Annotated in this window: 14 protein-coding genes; 3 read left to right on the top strand and 11 right to left on the bottom strand. The window is 70.5% G+C overall.

Annotated features, from left to right (window positions below; all coding sequences use genetic code 11):
• Window positions 1–420, top strand: a complete 420-nt coding sequence (locus ACIBKY_RS30145; RefSeq protein WP_379612981.1) for a pyridoxamine 5'-phosphate oxidase family protein — start codon at window positions 1–3, stop codon at window positions 418–420.
• Window positions 421–437: 17 nt separating this feature from the next.
• Window positions 438–1,400: a 2,3,4,5-tetrahydropyridine-2,6-dicarboxylate N-succinyltransferase gene (gene dapD, locus ACIBKY_RS30140; RefSeq protein WP_397101735.1), complete on the top strand. Its 963-nt coding sequence runs from the start codon at window positions 438–440 to the stop codon at window positions 1,398–1,400.
• Window positions 1,401–1,465: 65 nt separating this feature from the next.
• On the opposite strand, the gene pyk is transcribed toward dapD, so the two are convergent.
• The 3 genes from pyk to ACIBKY_RS30125 form a co-directional block, all read right to left on the bottom strand.
• Window positions 1,466–2,896: a pyruvate kinase gene (gene pyk, locus ACIBKY_RS30135; RefSeq protein WP_397101733.1), complete on the bottom strand. Its 1,431-nt coding sequence runs from the start codon at window positions 2,894–2,896 to the stop codon at window positions 1,466–1,468.
• 81 nt (window positions 2,897–2,977) lie between these two features.
• Window positions 2,978–3,328, bottom strand: coding sequence for a DUF2784 domain-containing protein (locus ACIBKY_RS30130; protein ID WP_397101731.1), 351 nt, complete (start codon window positions 3,326–3,328; stop codon window positions 2,978–2,980).
• A gap of 15 nt (window positions 3,329–3,343) precedes the next feature.
• Window positions 3,344–4,954 (bottom strand): S8 family peptidase, encoded by a 1,611-nt coding sequence (locus ACIBKY_RS30125; protein WP_397101730.1) that lies wholly within the window; start codon window positions 4,952–4,954, stop codon window positions 3,344–3,346.
• A 183-nt stretch (window positions 4,955–5,137) separates the two neighbouring features.
• Between ACIBKY_RS30125 and ACIBKY_RS30120 the strand changes: the two genes are divergently transcribed.
• Window positions 5,138–5,929, top strand: coding sequence for a neutral zinc metallopeptidase (locus ACIBKY_RS30120; protein ID WP_397101728.1), 792 nt, complete (start codon window positions 5,138–5,140; stop codon window positions 5,927–5,929).
• 400 nt (window positions 5,930–6,329) lie between these two features.
• Here the strand turns inward: ACIBKY_RS30120 and ACIBKY_RS30115 are convergent, their stop codons facing one another.
• From ACIBKY_RS30115 to ACIBKY_RS30080, 8 genes are all read right to left on the bottom strand, one after another.
• Window positions 6,330–7,790, bottom strand: a complete 1,461-nt coding sequence (locus ACIBKY_RS30115) for a glutamate synthase subunit beta (protein WP_397101726.1) — start codon at window positions 7,788–7,790, stop codon at window positions 6,330–6,332.
• Window positions 7,791–7,861: 71 nt separating this feature from the next.
• A complete protein-coding gene (gltB, locus tag ACIBKY_RS30110) occupies window positions 7,862–12,361 on the bottom strand; it encodes a glutamate synthase large subunit (RefSeq protein ID WP_397101724.1) in 4,500 nt (1,499 codons plus the stop codon).
• Between the two features lie 312 nt (window positions 12,362–12,673).
• A complete protein-coding gene (locus tag ACIBKY_RS30105; RefSeq protein ID WP_397101722.1) occupies window positions 12,674–13,270 on the bottom strand; it encodes a hypothetical protein in 597 nt (198 codons plus the stop codon).
• 25 nt (window positions 13,271–13,295) lie between these two features.
• Window positions 13,296–14,120 carry a hypothetical protein gene (locus tag ACIBKY_RS30100; protein ID WP_397101720.1) on the bottom strand — a complete coding sequence of 275 codons (825 nt, stop codon included), beginning with the start codon at window positions 14,118–14,120 and terminating at the stop codon, window positions 13,296–13,298.
• Window positions 14,117–14,821 carry a VIT1/CCC1 transporter family protein gene (locus ACIBKY_RS30095; protein ID WP_397101718.1) on the bottom strand — a complete coding sequence of 235 codons (705 nt, stop codon included), beginning with the start codon at window positions 14,819–14,821 and terminating at the stop codon, window positions 14,117–14,119. The genes ACIBKY_RS30100 and ACIBKY_RS30095 overlap by 4 nt, the downstream gene beginning before the upstream one ends.
• Complete coding sequence (lgt, locus tag ACIBKY_RS30090; protein ID WP_397101716.1) at window positions 14,818–16,092, bottom strand: prolipoprotein diacylglyceryl transferase; 1,275 nt, start codon at window positions 16,090–16,092, stop codon at window positions 14,818–14,820. The genes ACIBKY_RS30095 and lgt overlap by 4 nt, the downstream gene beginning before the upstream one ends.
• Before the next feature lie 27 nt (window positions 16,093–16,119).
• Window positions 16,120–16,872, bottom strand: a complete 753-nt coding sequence (locus ACIBKY_RS30085; protein ID WP_397101714.1) for a thioredoxin domain-containing protein — start codon at window positions 16,870–16,872, stop codon at window positions 16,120–16,122.
• Window positions 16,872–17,402, bottom strand: a complete 531-nt coding sequence (locus ACIBKY_RS30080; RefSeq protein ID WP_397101712.1) for a MauE/DoxX family redox-associated membrane protein — start codon at window positions 17,400–17,402, stop codon at window positions 16,872–16,874. The genes ACIBKY_RS30085 and ACIBKY_RS30080 overlap by 1 nt, the downstream gene beginning before the upstream one ends.
• Window positions 17,403–17,440: the final 38 nt, after the last annotated feature.

Below are 17,440 nucleotides of genomic sequence, written 5' to 3'. Positions count from 1 at the left end.
GTGGCGCTGAGCGCTGCTGATCGGGAGGCGTTCCTGGCCGAGCCGCACATCGGGGCGGTCGCGGTGGAGGCGGGCGAGGGCCGGGCGCCGCTGAACGTGCCGATCTGGTACGACTACGAGCCGGGCGGCATGGTGTCGTTCCTCACCGACGGCGATTCGGTCAAGGCACAGCTGATCGGCAAGGCGGGCCGGGTGTCGATGCTCGCCCAGCGCAGCCATCCCACCTACCGCTACGTGTCCGCCGAAGGCCCGGTGGTCGCGAAGAATCCCACCACGCTGGATGAGATGACCAGGATCGTGGCCCGCTACCTGCCCGACGACGCGGTGGCCGGCTACGTCGGGCAGTCGAACCTCGCCGTCCTCGTCACCTTCCACATGCGGCCCGAGCGGTGGCTGTCGGCCGACCTCGGCACCATCTGACCCGGTATTTTGGGCCCGTGACTGCTATCGATCCCACCACCACCGGCGCCCACGGCACCGGCCTGGCCACCATCGCCGCCGACGGCACCGTGCTCGACACCTGGTTCCCCGCGCCCGAGCTGGGCGAGCCGGCCTTCGCCGGCACCGAACGGCTCAACGCCGACGAGGCGGGTGAGCTGGCCGCCCTGACCGGCCCCGACCCGGCGCGCGGCGTCGAGGTCGTCGCCGTCCGCACCGGCATCGCCAAGCTGTCGGAGGCCCCGGCCGACGCGCACGACGCGTACCTGCGTCTGCATCTGCTGTCGTCGCGCCTGGTACGGCCGCATGGGCTGAGCCTGGACGGGTTGTTCGGGCTGCTGGCCAACGTCGTGTGGACCGACCGTGGGCCGTGCGCGGTGGACGGGTTCGAGCGGACCCGGTTGCGCCTGCGCGCCACGGGGGCGGTGACGGTCTACGGCGTGGACAAGTTCCCGAGGATGGTCGACTACGTGCTGCCCTCCGGTGTCCGCGTGGCCGACGCCGACCGGGTACGGCTCGGCGCCCACCTGGCCGCCGGCACGACCGTGATGCACGAGGGCTTCGTCAACTTCAACGCCGGCACGCTGGGCGCCTCGATGGTCGAGGGCCGCATCTCGGCCGGCGTGGTCGTCGGCGACGGCTCCGACGTGGGCGGCGGCGCGTCGATCATGGGCACGCTGTCGGGCGGCGGCAAGGAGGTCATCGCGATCGGCGAGCGCTGCCTGCTGGGCGCCAACGCCGGTGTGGGGATCTCGCTGGGCGACGACTGCGTGGTGGAGGCGGGCCTGTACGTCACCTCCGGCACCAAGATCGCGCTGCCGGACGGCCGCGTGGTCAAGGGCAAGGAGCTGTCGGGCTCCAGCGGCCTGCTGTTCCGCCGTAACTCCCAGTCGGGCGCGGTCGAGGCGGTCGCCCGCACCGGTCAGCGCATCGAGCTGAACGCCACCCTGCACGCCAACTGAGTCCGGACGGCAGGAAACCCCGCGAGACCGGGTAGGCGGCGCTCGCGGGGTTTCGGCGCAAAGGGCTAGTGGGCGTGCGACACGGCGGAGCCGATGGTGTGCACGCGCAGCGCGTTCGTGGAGCCCGGGGTGCCGGGAGGCGATCCGGCCACGATGACGACCTTGTCGCCCTTCTCCAGCCGGCCCAGCGACAGCAGCGACGCCTCCACCTGGCGGACCATGTCGTCGGTGTGGTGGACGAACGGCACGTGGAAGGTCTCCACGCCCCACGTCAGCGACAGCTGCCCCCGTACGTGCGGCGCCGAGGTGAAGGCCAGCAGCGGGATCGGCGAGCGGTAGCGGGCCAGGCGCCGCGCGGTCTCGCCGGACATCGTGAAGGCGACCAGGGCCTTGGCGCCCACGATGGCGCCGACTTCGGCGGCGGCACGGGCGATGGCACCGCCGGTGGTCTCCGGCAGCCGGTCGAGGCTGTGCGTGGCCGTCAGGGAGGCCTTCTCGGCGGCGCAGGCGATGCGGTCCATCGTGGAGACGGCCTCGATGGGGTAGTTGCCGACCGAGGTCTCGCCGGACAGCATGACGGCGTCGGCGCCGTCCATGACGGCGTAGGCCACGTCGGAGGTCTCGGCCCTGGTGGGGCGCGGGGCGTTCATCATCGAGTCGAGCATCTGGGTGGCGACGATGACCGGCCTGGCCTTCTCGCGGCACAGCTCGATGATGCGCCGCTGGACGATCGGCACCTCTTCGAGCGGGAGCTCGACGCCCAGGTCGCCGCGGGCCACCATGATGCCGTCGAAGGCCTCGACGATCTCCGGGAGGCGTTCGACGGCCTGCGGCTTCTCGATCTTGGCCAGCAGCGGCAGGCGTACCGCCTCCTGCTCCATGATGTTGCGGACGACATCGGCGTCCGAAGGACGGCGCACGAACGACAGCGCGATCATGTCGAAGCCGGTGCGCAGCGCCCAGCGCAGGTCGGCCTCGTCCTTGTCGGTGAGGGCGGGGGCGCTGACGTTGACGCCCGGCAGGTTGAGGCCCTTGTTGTCGGAGATCATCCCGCCGATGACGACGCGGGTGGTCACGCGCCGGCCGTCGACGCGGGTCACCTCCAGCACCAGGCGGCCGTCGTCGACCAGGATCGTGTCGCCGGAGCGCACGTCGCCGGGCAGGCCCTTGTAGGTGGTGGAGACCTGCTCGCGGTCGCCGGGCACGTCCTCGGTGGTGACGGTGAAGACGTCGCCGAACCCGAGCCGGACCGGGCCCTCCTCGAAGGTTCCCACGCGGATCTTGGGGCCCTGCAGGTCGGCGAGCACGCCTACGCCGCGGCCGAGGTCGGCCGCCACCTCCCTCACCCGGTCGAATACCTCTTTGTGCATCTCATGGTTGCCATGCGAGAGGTTGAAGCGGGCGACATCCATCCCGGCGGCGATCAGCTCGCGCAGTCGTTCGGGAGAGGATGTGGCGGGGCCAAGTGTGCAGACGATTTTCGCGCGACGAGTCACGAGTCCCACCTTAATTGGTACAGACCACTTGATGGAGCGAAGCGAGCATCCTCGGTCGCTGCCATCACCGTGAGGACCCCGTCATCGACGTCGGAGAACGTAGCCGATATAGGAGAACAGCACGAGAACGGCCACACCCCAGCGTGCCAAGAGTGTGTATTCCTCCGGGTAGATCACGCCCTCGATGTAGTGGTCGATGAACCCGGAGTCCGGCAGCCCCGCCTGCCCGGCCCGCTCACGGCCCCAGTCTTCGACCAGGGTCAGCGGGCACTCCACACCTGTCGTCACCGACAGTACACCCCAGGCGACCACGCCCAGGTGGATCCAGATGGTACGCGGCCAGCGCCAGGCCAGGAACCCGCCGACGGCCATGTAGACGAGGAAGGCGAAGTGCACCAGCATCGCGGCTTCTGCGATGAGGCGGTACCCCATGCCCCGACCCTACATTCAGCGCTTGACGGTGGTGGCGTTCAGGGCGTTGACGATGCCGCGGCCGTAGAAGCCGTTCCTGGCCGTGCCGCCCTCGCAGGTGTGCGTGTCCTCCTCGCCGTACACCTGGTAGACGTACGCGCGCGGCGACGGGCAGGCCTTGGGTGTGGCGCTCTTGTAGAGCAGTTTCTCCACCGTCGCCGGGGACAGCGTGAGGCCGCCCTTGCCGGGCTTGCCGAAGCGGCTGATCAGCAGGGCGGCGACGCCGGTGGCGTGCGGGGCGGCCATGGAGGTGCCGTCCATGTACTGGTAGTAGGAGCACGTGCCCTTGGCGCAGTCGCGGACCACTTCGTTCGTCTTCGGCCTGCCGTTCTTGTCGATCTTGTTGCCGGCGCGCAGGGCGGACTCGGGCGCGGCGGCGAGGATGGAGCGGGTGGGCGAGGCGCCCTTGCCGTCGAGCGCGTCGCCGCCGGGCGCGGCCAGGTCGGTCTGCTCGACGCCGTAGTCGCTGTAGATCGACTTGCGGCCGGACGGGCCGACCGCCGAGATCGAGATGACGCCCTTCGACTCGGCCGGCACGTTCAGGCACGAGTTGTCGACACGGCGTACGCGCTCGTCGCCGCGCGGGTAGCCGGGGCTGTCCTTGTCCACCTTCGGCCGGCCCAGGTCGGTGGCGCCGTTGCCGAGGGCGGAGATGAGCGTGACGCCCTTGCCCCTGGCGTAGTCGAGGGCGCGCTGCATGCCGGTGATGACGGCCCGCTGCTCGGACCGCTCGCGGGCGCTGTCGTCCTTGTTGGCGGTGCAGTTGAACAGCCACGGGTCCACGTAGTAGCTCATGTTGACGACGTCGACGCCGATGTCGGCGGCGTAGGTGAGGGCGTCGAGGCTCGGCTTGAGGAAGAAGAAGCCGGAGTCCTGGCCGGCGCGGATGTTGACCAGCCGGACGCCGGGGGCGACGCCGGCGATGCCGACGCCGTTCAGCGGGGAGGCGATCGTGCTGGCCACGTGGGTGCCGTGGCCGTCGTCGTCGCGGTCGACCGGGTCCTTGCAGCCGGCGGCCTCGCAGGGGCCGTCCAGCGTTTCGCCGTGTTTGTCGTTGGGGCGGTCGGTGACGAAGTTGCGCGACAGTGCGCGCTCGAAGTTCGGGGCGATGTCGGGGTGGTTGCCGTCGATGCCGGTGTCGATGACGCCGACCAGCACCTTCTTGCTGCCGGGCAGGGTGGCGTTGGCCTTGTCCGCGCCGATCATCCGCATGTCCCACTGCCGCGTGGCCAGCGGCTCGCGGCCCTTGACCGCGCCCTCGCGGGCCGAGGCGTCCGGGACGGCGCTTGCCGTACCGGGGTGTGCGGGGTTCGCCGAGGCGTACCCGATCTGGCGGTCGGCGGAGACGCCCACGACGGCCGGGTCGTCGTCGAGCGCGGCGGCGAACCTCTCCCCCGCGCCTCTGGCCAGCACGTATCCAAGCCGTTCCTCAGTCCGTACGGCGGAGCCGCCCGCCCGCCCGATCGCGCCGAGCGCTTCGCCCCGTTTGCCGTCGGCGTAGAAGACCAGGAAGTCGGCGCTCGCCTGGGAAACGCCGGGGCGCTGCGCGGCCTGGGCGCAGGCGGTGAGTGAGGTGACGACGGCCAACCCCGCCAAGATTGAGGCGATCCGCCGCATTGCTCCCCCTTTGTTCCAGCCAGAAAACGCATCTTTCCGACACTCGTCGAATCGGTCAACTTCATCCCGATATTTCGCTATCTATTGGTAGATGCGGTGGCTTTCAGGTGAGCGGCAACCGGCTTTCAAGAGGCTCCGGCCACCGTGAACGGCATGAGACTCTCCGCCGTCGCCGCCACCGCGCTCACCGCCGCGGTCCTGGCCGCCCTCGCGCCGAGCCCGGCGATGGCCGGCTCGTACCCGATCAAGGACCGCCGCCTCACCCACAACGCCCTCTACGGGACCGGCCAGTTCCCGGCCTCCGCCTGCCGGCTCCCGGCCCCGGCCGACCGCGGGCACGCGGCCGTGCGGGCGTACCTGAACACGACCTACGCCTGCCTGAACACCGCCTGGGGCAAGCACCTGCGGGCGCACGGCCTGGCCTCGGCCAAGCCGGCGTTCACCTACATGACCAGCGCGAACGCGCCCTTCTGCCAGGGCAAGGCCGCCGACATCATGCCCGGCGCCTACTGCAACCCCACCGGCGTCATCGGCGTCTACCTGCCGGAACCGGTCAGGGAGTACGCGCCCGAGGTGGGCTTCCTGCTGGTCATGGCGCACGAGTACGGTCACCACGTCCAGCGGCTGACCGGCGTGCTGCAGGGGGCCTCCCGGGAGAAGTACACCTCCAAGGCCCACGTCCTGGAAGCCCAGCGGCGTTACGAGCTGCAGGCCGACTGCCTGGCCGGTGTCTACATCGGCAGCGTGTGGGACGCCCAGAAGCGCTCGGTCCCCGAGTGGGGCGCGCTGATCGCCATCGCGTGGTCGCTGGGCGGCGAGAAGGGCAGCAAGACCAACGACCACGGCAGCCGCGCCAACCGGGCCCGCTGGTTCAACAAGGGGTTCGCCGCCGAGACCCCGTCGGCCTGCAACACCTGGACCGCCGCCCCGGCCACGGTCGCCTGACCCCGGACCGGCCAGATGGGTGGGCGAGACAGCCCAGAACGTCCCGGGAACCGGGTGGACCGGCAGGGACGGGATGGGTCCGCGCCGGGTGCCGGGCGGGCAGCGACGCGGAAAGCGGTGGTGAGCGGTGGTGAGCGCCGATGTCACCCGAGTGGGCCGCGAGCGCCCGGCCGAAGGCGTGGGACGCGCCGGGCCGTCAGGGCCGCGGGACCGCCTGAGGGGACCGCCTGGGGGACCGGCTGGGGCGTGAGTGGGTGGGCCCAAGGTGGGTGGGCCCAAGGTGGGTGGGCCCAAGGTGGGTGGGCCCAAGGTGGGTGAGCCTGAGTGGGTGAGCCTCAATTGGGGCTGAGATGGCTTTGGCGGGGCGGTTGGGGCCGCCCCGCCGTACACCGTGAAGGGGTTAGACGAGCGAGCGGGCCGTCGGGAGGATCGGGTACGGCAGCGCCGTCTCCCCCGTCAGGAACGCGTCCACCCGGGAGGCGGCGGCGCGGCCCTCGGCGATGGCCCAGACGATGAGCGACTGTCCCCGCCCGATGTCCCCGGCCGAGAACACGCCCTCCACCGAGGTCATGTACGAGGCGTCACGCGCCATGTTCCCGCGCTTGTCGTAGGCGACGCCCAGTTCCTGCAGCAGCACGCTCTTCTCGGGCCCGGTGAAGCCCATGGACAGCGTGACGAGGTCGGCGGGGATCTCCCGCTCGGTGCCCGGGATCGGCTTGAAGCCGTTCTGCGGGCCCTCGACCTCGACCAGCCGCAGCGCGCGGACGTTGCCCTCCGCGTCGCCGGCGAAGCCCAGGGTGGAGACGGCGTAGACGCGGTCGCCGCCGCCGTCGGCCAGCTCCTCGTGGGCGCTCTCCATCTTGAACAGCGTCGGGAACGTGGGCCACGGCTGCGAACCCGCCCTGGACGCGGGCGGGCGGGGCATGATCTCCAACTGGGTCACCGACGCGGCGCCCTGGCGGATGGCGGTGCCGATGCAGTCCGCGCCGGTGTCGCCGCCGCCGATGACCACGACGTGCTTGCCGCGGGCGTTGATCTCGGAGTCTGCCCCGGCGGATGCCGCGCGGTTGGCCGGAGGCAGGTACTCCATCGCCTGGTAGACGCCGCGCAGCTCGCGTCCCTCGACGGGCAGGTCACGCCACTGGGTGGCGCCGCCGGCCAGGACGACGGCGTCGAACTCGGCGCGCAACCGCGCGGCGGTGATGTCGACGCCGGCGTTGACCGACGTACGGAACTCGGTGCCCTCGGCCCGCATCTGCTCCAGGCGCCGGTCGATGTGGCGCTTCTCCATCTTGAACTCCGGGATGCCGTAACGCAGCAGCCCGCCGATGGCGTCGGCCCGCTCGAACACGACGACGTCGTGCCCGGCGCGGGTGAGCTGCTGGGCGGCGGCCAGCCCGGCCGGGCCCGATCCGACCACGGCCACGCGCCTGCCGGTCTTCACCGCCGGGGGCTCGGGGCGGACCCAGCCCTCGGCGAAGGCCCGGTCGATGATCTCGACCTCGACCCGCTTGATCGCCACGGGGTCGGAATTGATGCCGAGCACGCAGGCGGCCTCGCACGGGGCGGGGCACAGGCGGCCGGTGAACTCCGGGAAGTTGTTCGTGGCGTGCAGGCGCTCGATCGCCTCCTGGAAGTCCTCGCGGTAGACGAGGTCGTTCCATTCGGGGATGAGGTTGCCCAGCGGGCAGCCGTTGTGGCAGAACGGGATGCCGCAGTCCATGCAGCGGGCGGCCTGCTGGTTCAGCTTGGCGGCGGGGAAGTCGTGGTAGACCTCCTTCCAGTCCTGGATGCGCACGTCCACGGGACGGCGCACGGGCAGCTCCCTGTCGTGTGTGAGGAAACCCTTCGGGTCAGCCATGGAAGCCCCCTATCCCTGAACGCTGCTGGTCGATGCGGCCGGCCGGTCATGTCCCGGCTCGTGACGGCGGGTCATGACTGCACCGCGGCGGCCATGACCGCCTCGTCGATGTCCCGGCCTTCGATGCGGGCGGCCTCCGCGGCCTGCAGGACCCGCTTGTAGTCGGTCGGCATGATCTTGCTGAACCGTCCCGGATCCCAGGTGGCCAGCAGCGCCGCGGCCACCGACGAGCCGGTCTCGGCGAAGTGCCGCTCGACCGTCTCGCGCAGGAACTCCACGTCGTCGGCGGTGGGCTCCTCGATCGCGACCATCTCCCGGTTGACCCGGTTCAGGTCGAGGTCGAGCAGGTACGCGATGCCGCCGGACATGCCCGCCGCGAAGTTGCGTCCGGTGGGGCCGAGGATGACGGCGCGGCCGCCGGTCATGTACTCGCAGCCGTGGTCGCCGACGCCTTCGACGACCGCGGTGGCGCCGGAGTTGCGTACGCAGAACCGCTCGCCCACGACGCCCCGGATGAACGCCTCACCCGAAGTGGCGCCGTAAAGGGCGACATTTCCGGAAATGATGTGGCCGTCCAGCGGCGCCGCGTCGTGCGGCCGGACCGTGATGCGGCCGCCCGACAGGCCCTTGCCCAGGTAGTCGTTGGCGTCGCCGGTCAGGCGCAGCGTGATGCCGCTCGGGATGAACGCGCCGAAGGAGTTCCCGGCGGAGCCGGTGAACGACACGTCGATCGTGTCGTCGGGCAGGCCGTCGCCGCCCCACTTCTTGGTGACGTGGTGGCCGAGCATGGTGCCGACGGTCCGGTTGACGTTGCGGATCGGCAGGTCGAGCTTGACCGGCTCGCCGTACTCGATGGCACCCTCGGCCAGCTGGATGAGGGTGTTGTCGAGCGCGTGCTCGAGACCGTGGTCCTGGTACTTGGTCCGGCGCCGGTCGGCGCCCGCGGGGACGTCGACCTGGTGCAGGATCGGGGCGAGGTCGAGGCCGTTGGCCTTCCAGTGGTCCTCGGCGGCCGTGACGTCGAGCAGGCCGACCTGCCCGATCGCCTCGTCGAGCGAGCGGAAGCCCAGCTCGGCCAGGTATTCGCGGATCTCCTGCGCGATGAACTCGAAGAAGCTGACCACGAACTCGGGCTTGCCGGTGAAGCGCTTGCGCAGCTCCGGGTTCTGCGTGGCCACGCCCACCGGGCAGGTGTCGAGGTGGCAGACCCGCATCATCACGCAGCCGGACACGACCAGCGGCGCGGTGGCGAAGCCGTACTCCTCGGCGCCGAGCAGCGCGGCGATGACCACGTCGCGGCCGGTCTTGAGCTGGCCGTCGACCTGCACCACGATCCGGTCGCGCAGGCCGTTCAGCAGAAGGGTCTGCTGGGTCTCGGCGAGGCCGAGCTCCCAGGGCGCGCCCGCGTGCTTCAGCGAGGTGAGCGGCGAGGCGCCGGTGCCGCCGTCGTGGCCGGAGATGAGCACCACGTCGGCGTGCGCCTTGGACACACCCGCGGCGACGGTGCCGACGCCGACCTCCGCGACCAGCTTCACGTGCACCCGGGAGACCGGGTTGGCGTTCTTCAGGTCGTGGATGAGCTGGGCCAGGTCCTCGATGGAGTAGATGTCGTGGTGCGGCGGCGGCGAGATGAGGCCGACGCCCGGGGTGGAGTGGCGGGTCTTGGCGATCCACGGGTAGACCTTGTGACCGGGCAGCTGGCCGCCCTCGCCGGGCTTGGCGCCCTGGGCCATCTTGATCTGCAGGTCGTCGGCGTTGACCAGGTACTCGGAGGTCACGCCGAAGCGGCCGGAGGCCACCTGCTTGATCGCCGAGCGGCGGGAGATGTCGTAGAGCCGGTCCGGCTCCTCGCCGCCCTCGCCGGTGTTGGACTTGCCGCCGAGCTGGTTCATCGCGATCGCGAGCGTCTCGTGGGCCTCGCGCGAGATGGAACCGTAGGACATCGCGCCGGTGGAGAACCGCTTGACGATCTCGCTGACCGGCTCGACCTCCTCGATCGGGATCGGGTTGCCGGGCTTGAGCCGGAACAGGCCCCGCAGCGTCATCAGCTTCTCGGCCTGCGAGTCGACGAGGTTCGTGTACTCCTTGAAGATCTCGTACTGCCGCGTGCGCGTGGCGTGCTGCAGCTTGAAGACCGTCTCGGGGTTGAACAGGTGCGGCTCGCCCTCGCGCCGCCACTGGTACTCGCCGCCGACCTCCAGGCGCCGGTGCGCGTTCTCGGCGCGCGGGTAGGCCCGCTTGTGCCGCTGCGCGACCTCTTCGGCCAGTACGGCGAAGCCGATGCCGCCGAGCCGCGAGGTGGTCCCGGTGAAGCAGGCGTCGACGACCTCGGCGCCCAGGCCGAGCGCCTCGAAGATCTGCGCACCGGTGTAGGAGGCGACCGTGGACACGCCCATCTTGGACATGACCTTGATGACGCCCTTGCCGTACGCCTTGATGAGGTTGCGCACGGCCTTGTGCTTGTCCAGGGCAAGCACACCGGTGTCGACCAGGTCCTCGACGGTCTCGATGGCCAGGTAGGGGTTGATGACGCCGGCGCCGTAGCCCACGAGCAGGGCCATGTGGTGGCACTCGCGGGCCTCGCCGGTCTCGACCACCAGGCCGATCTTGGTGCGGGTCTTCTCCTGGATGAGGTGGTGGTGTACCGCGCCGGTCAGCATCAGCGACGGGATCGGCGCCATCTCGGCCGAGGAGCCCCGGTCGGAGAGCACGAGGATGCGCGCGCCCTGCTCGATGGCGCGGGAGGCCTCGGCGCGGATCTCCTCCAGCCGCCTGAGCAGCGCCTCGCCGCCACCCGCCACCGGGTACAGGCCCGAGATGGTGTGCGGGTGGAAGCCGGGCAGGTCGCCCTCGTCGTTGATGTGGATGATCTTCGCGAGCTCGTCGTTGTCGATCACCGGATAGGGCAGCACGAGCTGGCGGCAGCTCGTCGGCCCGGGGTCGAGGAGGTTGCCCTCGGGGCCGAGCACGCTGGCCATCGAGGTGACGACCTCTTCCCGGATGGCGTCCAGCGGCGGGTTGGTGACCTGCGCGAACAGCTGCGTGAAGTAGTCGAACAACAGCCGGGGCTTCTCGCTCAGGACCGCCACGGGCGTGTCGGTGCCCATCGACCCGATCGGCTCGGCGCCGTTCCTGGCCATCGGCGACAGGATGATCCGCAGCTCTTCCTCGGTGTAGCCGAAGGTCTGCTGCCGCTTGACCAGCGCCTCGTGCGTGGGGATCTCGCGCTGGCGGGCGCGCAGTTCCTCGAAGCGGACGAGCCCGGCGTGCAGCCACTCCTCGTACGGCAGCGCCGCCGCGAGCTCCGCCTTGATCTCGTCATCCTCGATGATCTTGCCACGCGCGGTGTCGATGAGGAACATCCGGCCCGGCTGCAGGCGGCCCTTGCGGACGACCTCCTCGGGCTTGAAGTCCAGCACGCCCGCCTCGGAGGCGAGCACGACGAGCCCGTCGGCGGTCACCCAGAACCGGCCGGGGCGCAGGCCGTTGCGGTCGAGGACGGCTCCGGCCAGGGTGCCGTCGGTGAAGGTGATCGAGGCGGGGCCGTCCCAGGCCTCCATCATCGAGGAGTGGAACTCGTAGAAGGCGCGCCGGGCGGGGTCCATCCCGGTGTGGTTCTCCCACGCCTCCGGGATCATCATGAGGACCGCGTGCGGGAGCGAGCGGCCGCCGATGTGGAGGAGTTCCAGGGCCTCGTCGAAGGAGGCGGTGTCGGAGCCATCCGGGTCACAGATGGGGAAAAGTCGCGAAATATCGCCTGGGATGTGCGCGGACTCCAGCATCGCCTCGCGCGCCCGCATCCAGTTGCGGTTGCCCTTGACCGTGTTGATCTCGCCGTTGTGCGCCACGTACCGGTACGGGTGGGCCAGCGGCCAGCTCGGGAAGGTGTTGGTCGAGAAGCGCGAGTGCACCAGCGCGATCGCGCTCTCGAAGCGCTCGTCGGTCAGGTCGGGGAAGAACGGCTCGACCTGGTCCGGGGTGAGCATGCCCTTGTAGACGATCGTGCGCGCGCTCAGCGAGGGGAAGTAGACGTCCACCTCGTGCTCGGCCCGCTTGCGCAGGCAGTACGCCAGCCGGTCCAGCTCCAGCCCGGACTCCCCATCGGGCCCGGCCACGAACAGCTGCTTGAAGAACGGCATGACGGCCCGGGCGCTCGGCCCGGGAAGAGCCCGGTCGACCGGCACGTCACGCCAGCCGAGCACGGTCAGGCCCTCCTCGGCGGCGATCTCCTCGATCATGCGCACGCCGATCTCGCGCGCCTCGGAGTCGCTGGCCAGGAAGGCGGTGCCCACGGCGTACTCGCCGGCCGAGGGCAGCGCGAACGGCACGTTCGCGCGCAGGAATGCATCGGGGATCTGCGTCAGGATCCCGGCTCCGTCGCCGGTGTCCGGCTCGCTACCCTTGGCCCCCCGGTGATCAAGGTTGCACAACGCCTCCAAGGCCTTCTCCACGATGCCGTGACCACGTCGCCCTGCGACGTCGGCCACCATGGCCACTCCGCAGGCGTCATGCTCGTTGGCGGGGTGGTAGAGGCCCTGGGGCTCGGGGAACCCGAGGTGGGCAGCAGGCATTGAATCCCTCCCGTCGTCTCTTCGCTTGCTCTTGGTGCTTCAAAGGCGAGGGACGACGTTGGCCCTGCTGCAGTTGTGCGTTAGAGGTTACAACACGTTGCCCGAATGGTGCCCACCAGGTCCACATCGCGAACATCGCACCTGTTCCGATATACGGACGCCGGTGTCCCAAACCCCGGAATTTCAGGACCGATAAGCGGTCCCCACGGAGCACGAAAGGGGTCGAACGCCTGCTCGAAGAGGCCGGGCCGGTGGCCTCGCTCCACCGCCCGCGGGCCCTGCCCCGGCACGGTGACCGCCCCGCCCGCCGGGTCAGACGGCCTTGAGGACCCTGGACTGCACGACGCGCGCGAGGGTGTCCAGGGCCACCTGTGACTGGGTGAGGTCCACCCTGGCGCCCTCGGCGGCCGGGCCCACCCAGCTGACGGTCACGTAGTGGCCAAGCGCCCGTGCCTGCGCCCAGCTGCGGGCGGTGTCGAAGGCGACCGCCTGCTCCAGGAAGCCCTCCTTGCCCAGCGCCGAGACCAGGGCGTCGGCGGCGTGACCGTCGGGCAGGTTGAAGATGACGAACTGGCCGTTGACCGCCGGGCCGGTGTAGGTGGCGCGCAGGGCCTGCGAGCAGCCGGTGGCCTCGGGACCGGCCAGGGCCTCGGCGCAGTCGTCGAACTGCTCGGCCGCGCCCCTGGTCAGCTCGCCCAGCTTCGCGGTGGCCGGGGTGAAGACCTCCTCGGTGGTGAGCGGGGCGGCGTCGCTCTGGCGGGAGTCGATGGCGGCGTACATGGCCGAGGTGGGCTCGCCGCGGAAGGTCGCGGGCCGGACCGGACCGCCGCGGGTGAGGAACCAGGCGGCCAGGGCGGCGGCGAGCACGATCAGCACGGCCACGGGCACCGCCACGCGAGCGGGAATCATCGGCGGGCTCCGGCGGGACGGTGGGTCACGAGGGCTGCTGCCCGGTGATCGCGACGACGCGGCGGTAGACGGCCTTCTCCGCTCCGCGCAGGGTGAGGGTGGCCGAGACGAAGTCGTCCTTGGGCGTCGGCTCGGCGCCGTCGGCGCGGCCGATCCAGACCACACCCAGGTAGTGGCCGAGCGCGTAGGCGCCGCCCTCGGTGTGGCCGCCGCCGGGGAAGGAGGCCTTCTCGCTCTGCAGGGCGTGGGTCCAGCCGCCCCGGTAGCCCGCCTTGAGCTCGGCGACCAGCTCGTCGGCGGCCTTGGCGTCGCGCAGGTTGAGCAGGGTGTACTGGGCGACGTAGCGGCCGTCGGAGCTGGTGTAGAGGGCGCGGGCGGCCTGCGTGCACTCGCCGTCGGCGGCCTTCTCGACCAGGGTGGGACCCCACAGCACGGCCGCGCAGTCGGCGCCGAGCTCGTGCGCGACCAGCTTGAGCGTGAGTTTCTTCTCGTCGGCCAGCGTCTTTCCGGCGAACAGCTCCTTCTCGGTCAGCGGCTTGGCGTCCTTGGCCCGCTCGCTGATCGGCTCGAACAGCTTGGGCGAGCTCCAGCCGTGGAAGGAGTCCGGCCGGGCGGTGCCGGGCCCGCCGGCCGCGGCGGTGGCCGCGCGGTCGGGCAGGTAGCCGGTGCCCAGCGAGCCGATGACGGCCACCAGCCCCACGGCCAGGACCACGACGCCGAGCGCCGAGCCGATGATCACGAGCAGGCGCTGCTGCTCGGGCCGCAGGCCCATGTCGCTGAGCAGCGGCAGCTGCCAGTCCGACGCCGGGGTACTCCGGGTACGCCGCCGCTTCCTGCTGCTGCTCCTCACAGCCCCGTTCCTCCGATCAGGTTGCCGAGCGCGAAGGTCAGTCCCGCCGCCACCGCGCCCACGACGAGCTGGCGCAGGCCCGAGTACCACCAGCTGCGGGCGGTCACGGCCGAGACGAGCGCGCCCGCCCCGAACAGCGCCACGCAGGACAGGAGCGCCGACAGCGTCAGGCTGGTCACCCCGAGCAGGTACGGCAGCAGCGGCAGCGCCGCCCCCACCGAGAACGAGGCGAACGACGACAGCGCCGCCACCTTGGGCGAGGGCAGGTCCTTGGGCCCGATGCCCAGTTCGTTCTGGGCGTGCACTTCCAGGGCGCGCTCGGGGTTGGCCGAGATCTGCCTGGCCACTTCGGCGGCCAGGTCGGGCGCGACGCCCTTGGAGACGAAGTCGTCGGCGAGTTCCTGCTGCTCGGCGGCGGGGTGGCGGTCGAGTTCGCGCCGCTCGACGGCGATCTCGGCGAGAGCCAGCTCACGCTGGCTGGCCACCGACACGTACTCCCCGCCGGCCATCGAGAACGCCCCGGCCGCCAGGCCCGCGACCCCGGCCAGGGCGATGACCTTGGTGTCGTCGGTACCGCCCGCGACACCGGCGATGAGCGCGAAGTTCGACACCAGCCCGTCCATCGCCCCGAACACCGACGGCCGAAGCCAGCCGCCGGTGACATCGCGATGCTGGTGGTGCTGCTCCGCGCGACCCTTCATCGCGGGTTCTTTTCCTCTTCCCGTACGGCTTCCGCGTCGTCCCTGACCCCGCCGTCCTTGGCGGCATCGACCTTGGTGGCATCGACCTTGGCGGCGTCGTCCTTGACCGGCTCGTCGGTCTTCACGACGAGCGCCTCGTCGGTCTTCACGGGCTCGGCGGGCTCGTCGGTCTTCGCGGACTCGGCGGGCTCGTCAGTCTTCACGGACTCGGCGGGCTCGTCGGTCTTCGCGGGCTCGCCGGAAGCGGCATCGGCGGCGGGTCCGTCGCCGGTGGCGGAGGCGTCCGCCTTGGCGGGTTCGCCGTCCTCCGCCTTCTCCGCGTCGTCCGCCGGCTTCCGCGCGGCGTCCGCGTCCCGGACGGTCTCGGCACCATCGGCCTGGTCGGCCGTGTGTGCCGGATCGGCCAACGTGCCCTCACCCGGCGGCCCCGAGCCGTCGCGCGGCAGCACGTACTCCACGGTGTCCTTGCCGCGCGTCGCGAAGAAGAAGGCGAGCGCCGCGACGAACAGCACGATCGCGGTCCACTGGTTGATGCGCAGGCTCAGGAACGTCACCGCGTGGTCCACGCCGCCGACGGGGTCGATGCGCAGCCCCTCGATCCAGAAGCGCCCGAGGGTGTAGCCGGCCACGTAGAGCGCGAACAGCCGCCCGTGCCGCAGGGTGAAGCGTTTACCCGCCCAGATGAGCACGAAGGCGAGCACGAGGTTCCAGAGGGACTCGTACAGGAAGGTCGGGTGGTAGAGCCCGTCGACGATGCCGTCCTTGTTGATGTCGATCTCCAGCCCCCACGGGAGATCGGTCGGCCCGCCGTAGAGCTCCTGGTTGAACCAGTTGCCCCAGCGGCCGATCGCCTGGCCGATGGCGATGCCCGGCGCGACCGTGTCGGCCACGGCCGACAGTGAGATGCCGCGTTTGCGGCAGGTCAGCCAGACGCCGACCGCGCCCAGCGCGACCGCGCCCCAGATCCCCAGCCCGCCGTTCCAGATGAACAGCGCCTCATACGGCTCGTTGGGGGCTTCGGGTCCGAAGTAGAGCCGCCAGTCGGTGATGACGTGGTAGAGCCGGCCACCGATGAGACCGAAGATCACCGCGGGCACGGCGATGTCGATCATGGTGCCGGGCGCGCCGCCACGGGCGCGCCAGCGGCGCTCGCTCATCCAGACGGCGACGATGACGCCGAGCACGATGCAGAGTGCGTAGGCCCGGATCGGAATCGGGCCGAGATACCAGACCCCTTGGGGAGGGCTGGGAATCGAGGCAACAAGGGGCATGTCAGGTGAGGGTAGCGGACCGGCGGGCTACTTGGCTGCGTTGAGGACGGCCTCGCGCAGCTCCGACGGGCGGAAGAGGACCTCGTTGTCCATCTCGACGCCGTTGAGCTTGACGGTGGGCGTGCCGGTCAAGTTTTGCTCCTTGTTGACCTTGTCGCTGTAGCTCTGCTGGACACCGGCGTACTGCTGCTTGGTCACGCAGGGCTCGAAGTCGGCCGCGGTGATGCCGACGTCCTTGCCCCACCCGACGAGCTGGTCGATCTTGAAGCCCTCGACGGTCTCGCTCGGCTGCTTCTCGAAGAGGGTGTCGTGGAAGGCCATCCACTGCTTGCCGTCCTTCACGCAGCGGGCCGCGGCCCCGGCGCGGATGGAGTTGCCGCGCGTCGGCTCCTCGCTGAAGATCGTGATGGGGTGGTAGACCACCTTGGCCTTGCCTTCGGCGGCGAGGTTCTTGAACGTGGACCCGCTGACCCGCTCCAGCTCCTTGCAGGCCGGGCACTGGAAGTCCTCGTAGATGTCGATCACCGGCTTGTCGACCCCGGCGTTGCCCATCGTGACGCCCGCGGCGGCCTGGACGGCGATCGGCGCGAGGTTGGCACCCGCCTCCTCCGACTTGGAGCGGTTCATGTTCCAGAGGATCCCCGCACCCAGCGCGGCCACCGCAACGACGCCCGCCGTGGTGTAGGTGATGATCCGCCGGCGCTGCTCCCGCTTGCGATCGGCGGCCTGCTGCTCCTTGATCCTGTCGCGCGCCGACTTCTCGCGGTCGCCCTTGCCCATCAGTCGTTCTCCTTGTCATCCAGCGTGTGCAGTCCGAGGGCCCCGTCGAGGGCGAAACGCCCCGGCGGGAAACGCGCGGTCCAGACGCCGAGCACCACCAGCCCGAAATCCCGCAGGATGTCGATCAGGTACGTCGGCTCCTGGCCCTTCTTGAGCTCGCCGCCACCCCCGAAGCAGCCGCAATCGATCTTGTAGCCCTTCGCCCACGCCCAGGCGATGCCGAAGACGAAGGCGAGCATGAGCAATGCCCCGACCACCGCCACCACCCTGGTCATCAGGCCGATCACGAGCAGGATGCCGATGATGATCTCCACGATCGGCAGCGCGTAGCCCACGATGGTGGCCAGCGACTCGGGTAGCAGCTGGTACGCCTTGACCGCCACCACCGAGTCGGACGGGTTGCCGATCTTCAGCCCCCCGGCCACGATCAGCACCACGCCCAGGACCAACCGGGCGACGGTCGTGACCCAGGGTATCGCCGATCTGACGTTGCGTGACGGTGACGACGCGGCCACGGTGATCTCCTTCATGTCTTCGCCTGCGACAGCGCACAGTACTCGCAGGACAT

Source organism: Nonomuraea sp. NPDC050394, assembly GCF_044459065.1.
In the GTDB taxonomy this organism is placed as follows: Bacteria; Actinomycetota; Actinomycetes; order Streptosporangiales; family Streptosporangiaceae; genus Nonomuraea.
Note: the sequence above shows the minus strand (reverse complement) of the source record. Positions and strands in the feature narration are given on the sequence as shown.

Coding starts and splice junctions, on each gene's coding strand:
- ACIBKY_RS30130 (WP_397101731.1), bottom strand. CDS start 3,328: ATGGGGTACCGCCTCATCGCAGAAGCCGCGATGCTGGTGCACTTCGCC.
- ACIBKY_RS30120 (WP_397101728.1), top strand. CDS start 5,138: ATGAGACTCTCCGCCGTCGCCGCCACCGCGCTCACCGCCGCGGTCCTG.
- ACIBKY_RS30115 (WP_397101726.1), bottom strand. CDS start 7,790: ATGGCTGACCCGAAGGGTTTCCTCACACACGACAGGGAGCTGCCCGTG.
- gltB (WP_397101724.1), bottom strand. CDS start 12,361: ATGCCTGCTGCCCACCTCGGGTTCCCCGAGCCCCAGGGCCTCTACCAC.
- ACIBKY_RS30105 (WP_397101722.1), bottom strand. CDS start 13,270: ATGATTCCCGCTCGCGTGGCGGTGCCCGTGGCCGTGCTGATCGTGCTC.
- ACIBKY_RS30095 (WP_397101718.1), bottom strand. CDS start 14,821: ATGAAGGGTCGCGCGGAGCAGCACCACCAGCATCGCGATGTCACCGGC.
- lgt (WP_397101716.1), bottom strand. CDS start 16,092: ATGCCCCTTGTTGCCTCGATTCCCAGCCCTCCCCAAGGGGTCTGGTAT.
- ACIBKY_RS30085 (WP_397101714.1), bottom strand. CDS start 16,872: ATGGGCAAGGGCGACCGCGAGAAGTCGGCGCGCGACAGGATCAAGGAG.
- ACIBKY_RS30080 (WP_397101712.1), bottom strand. CDS start 17,402: ATGAAGGAGATCACCGTGGCCGCGTCGTCACCGTCACGCAACGTCAGA.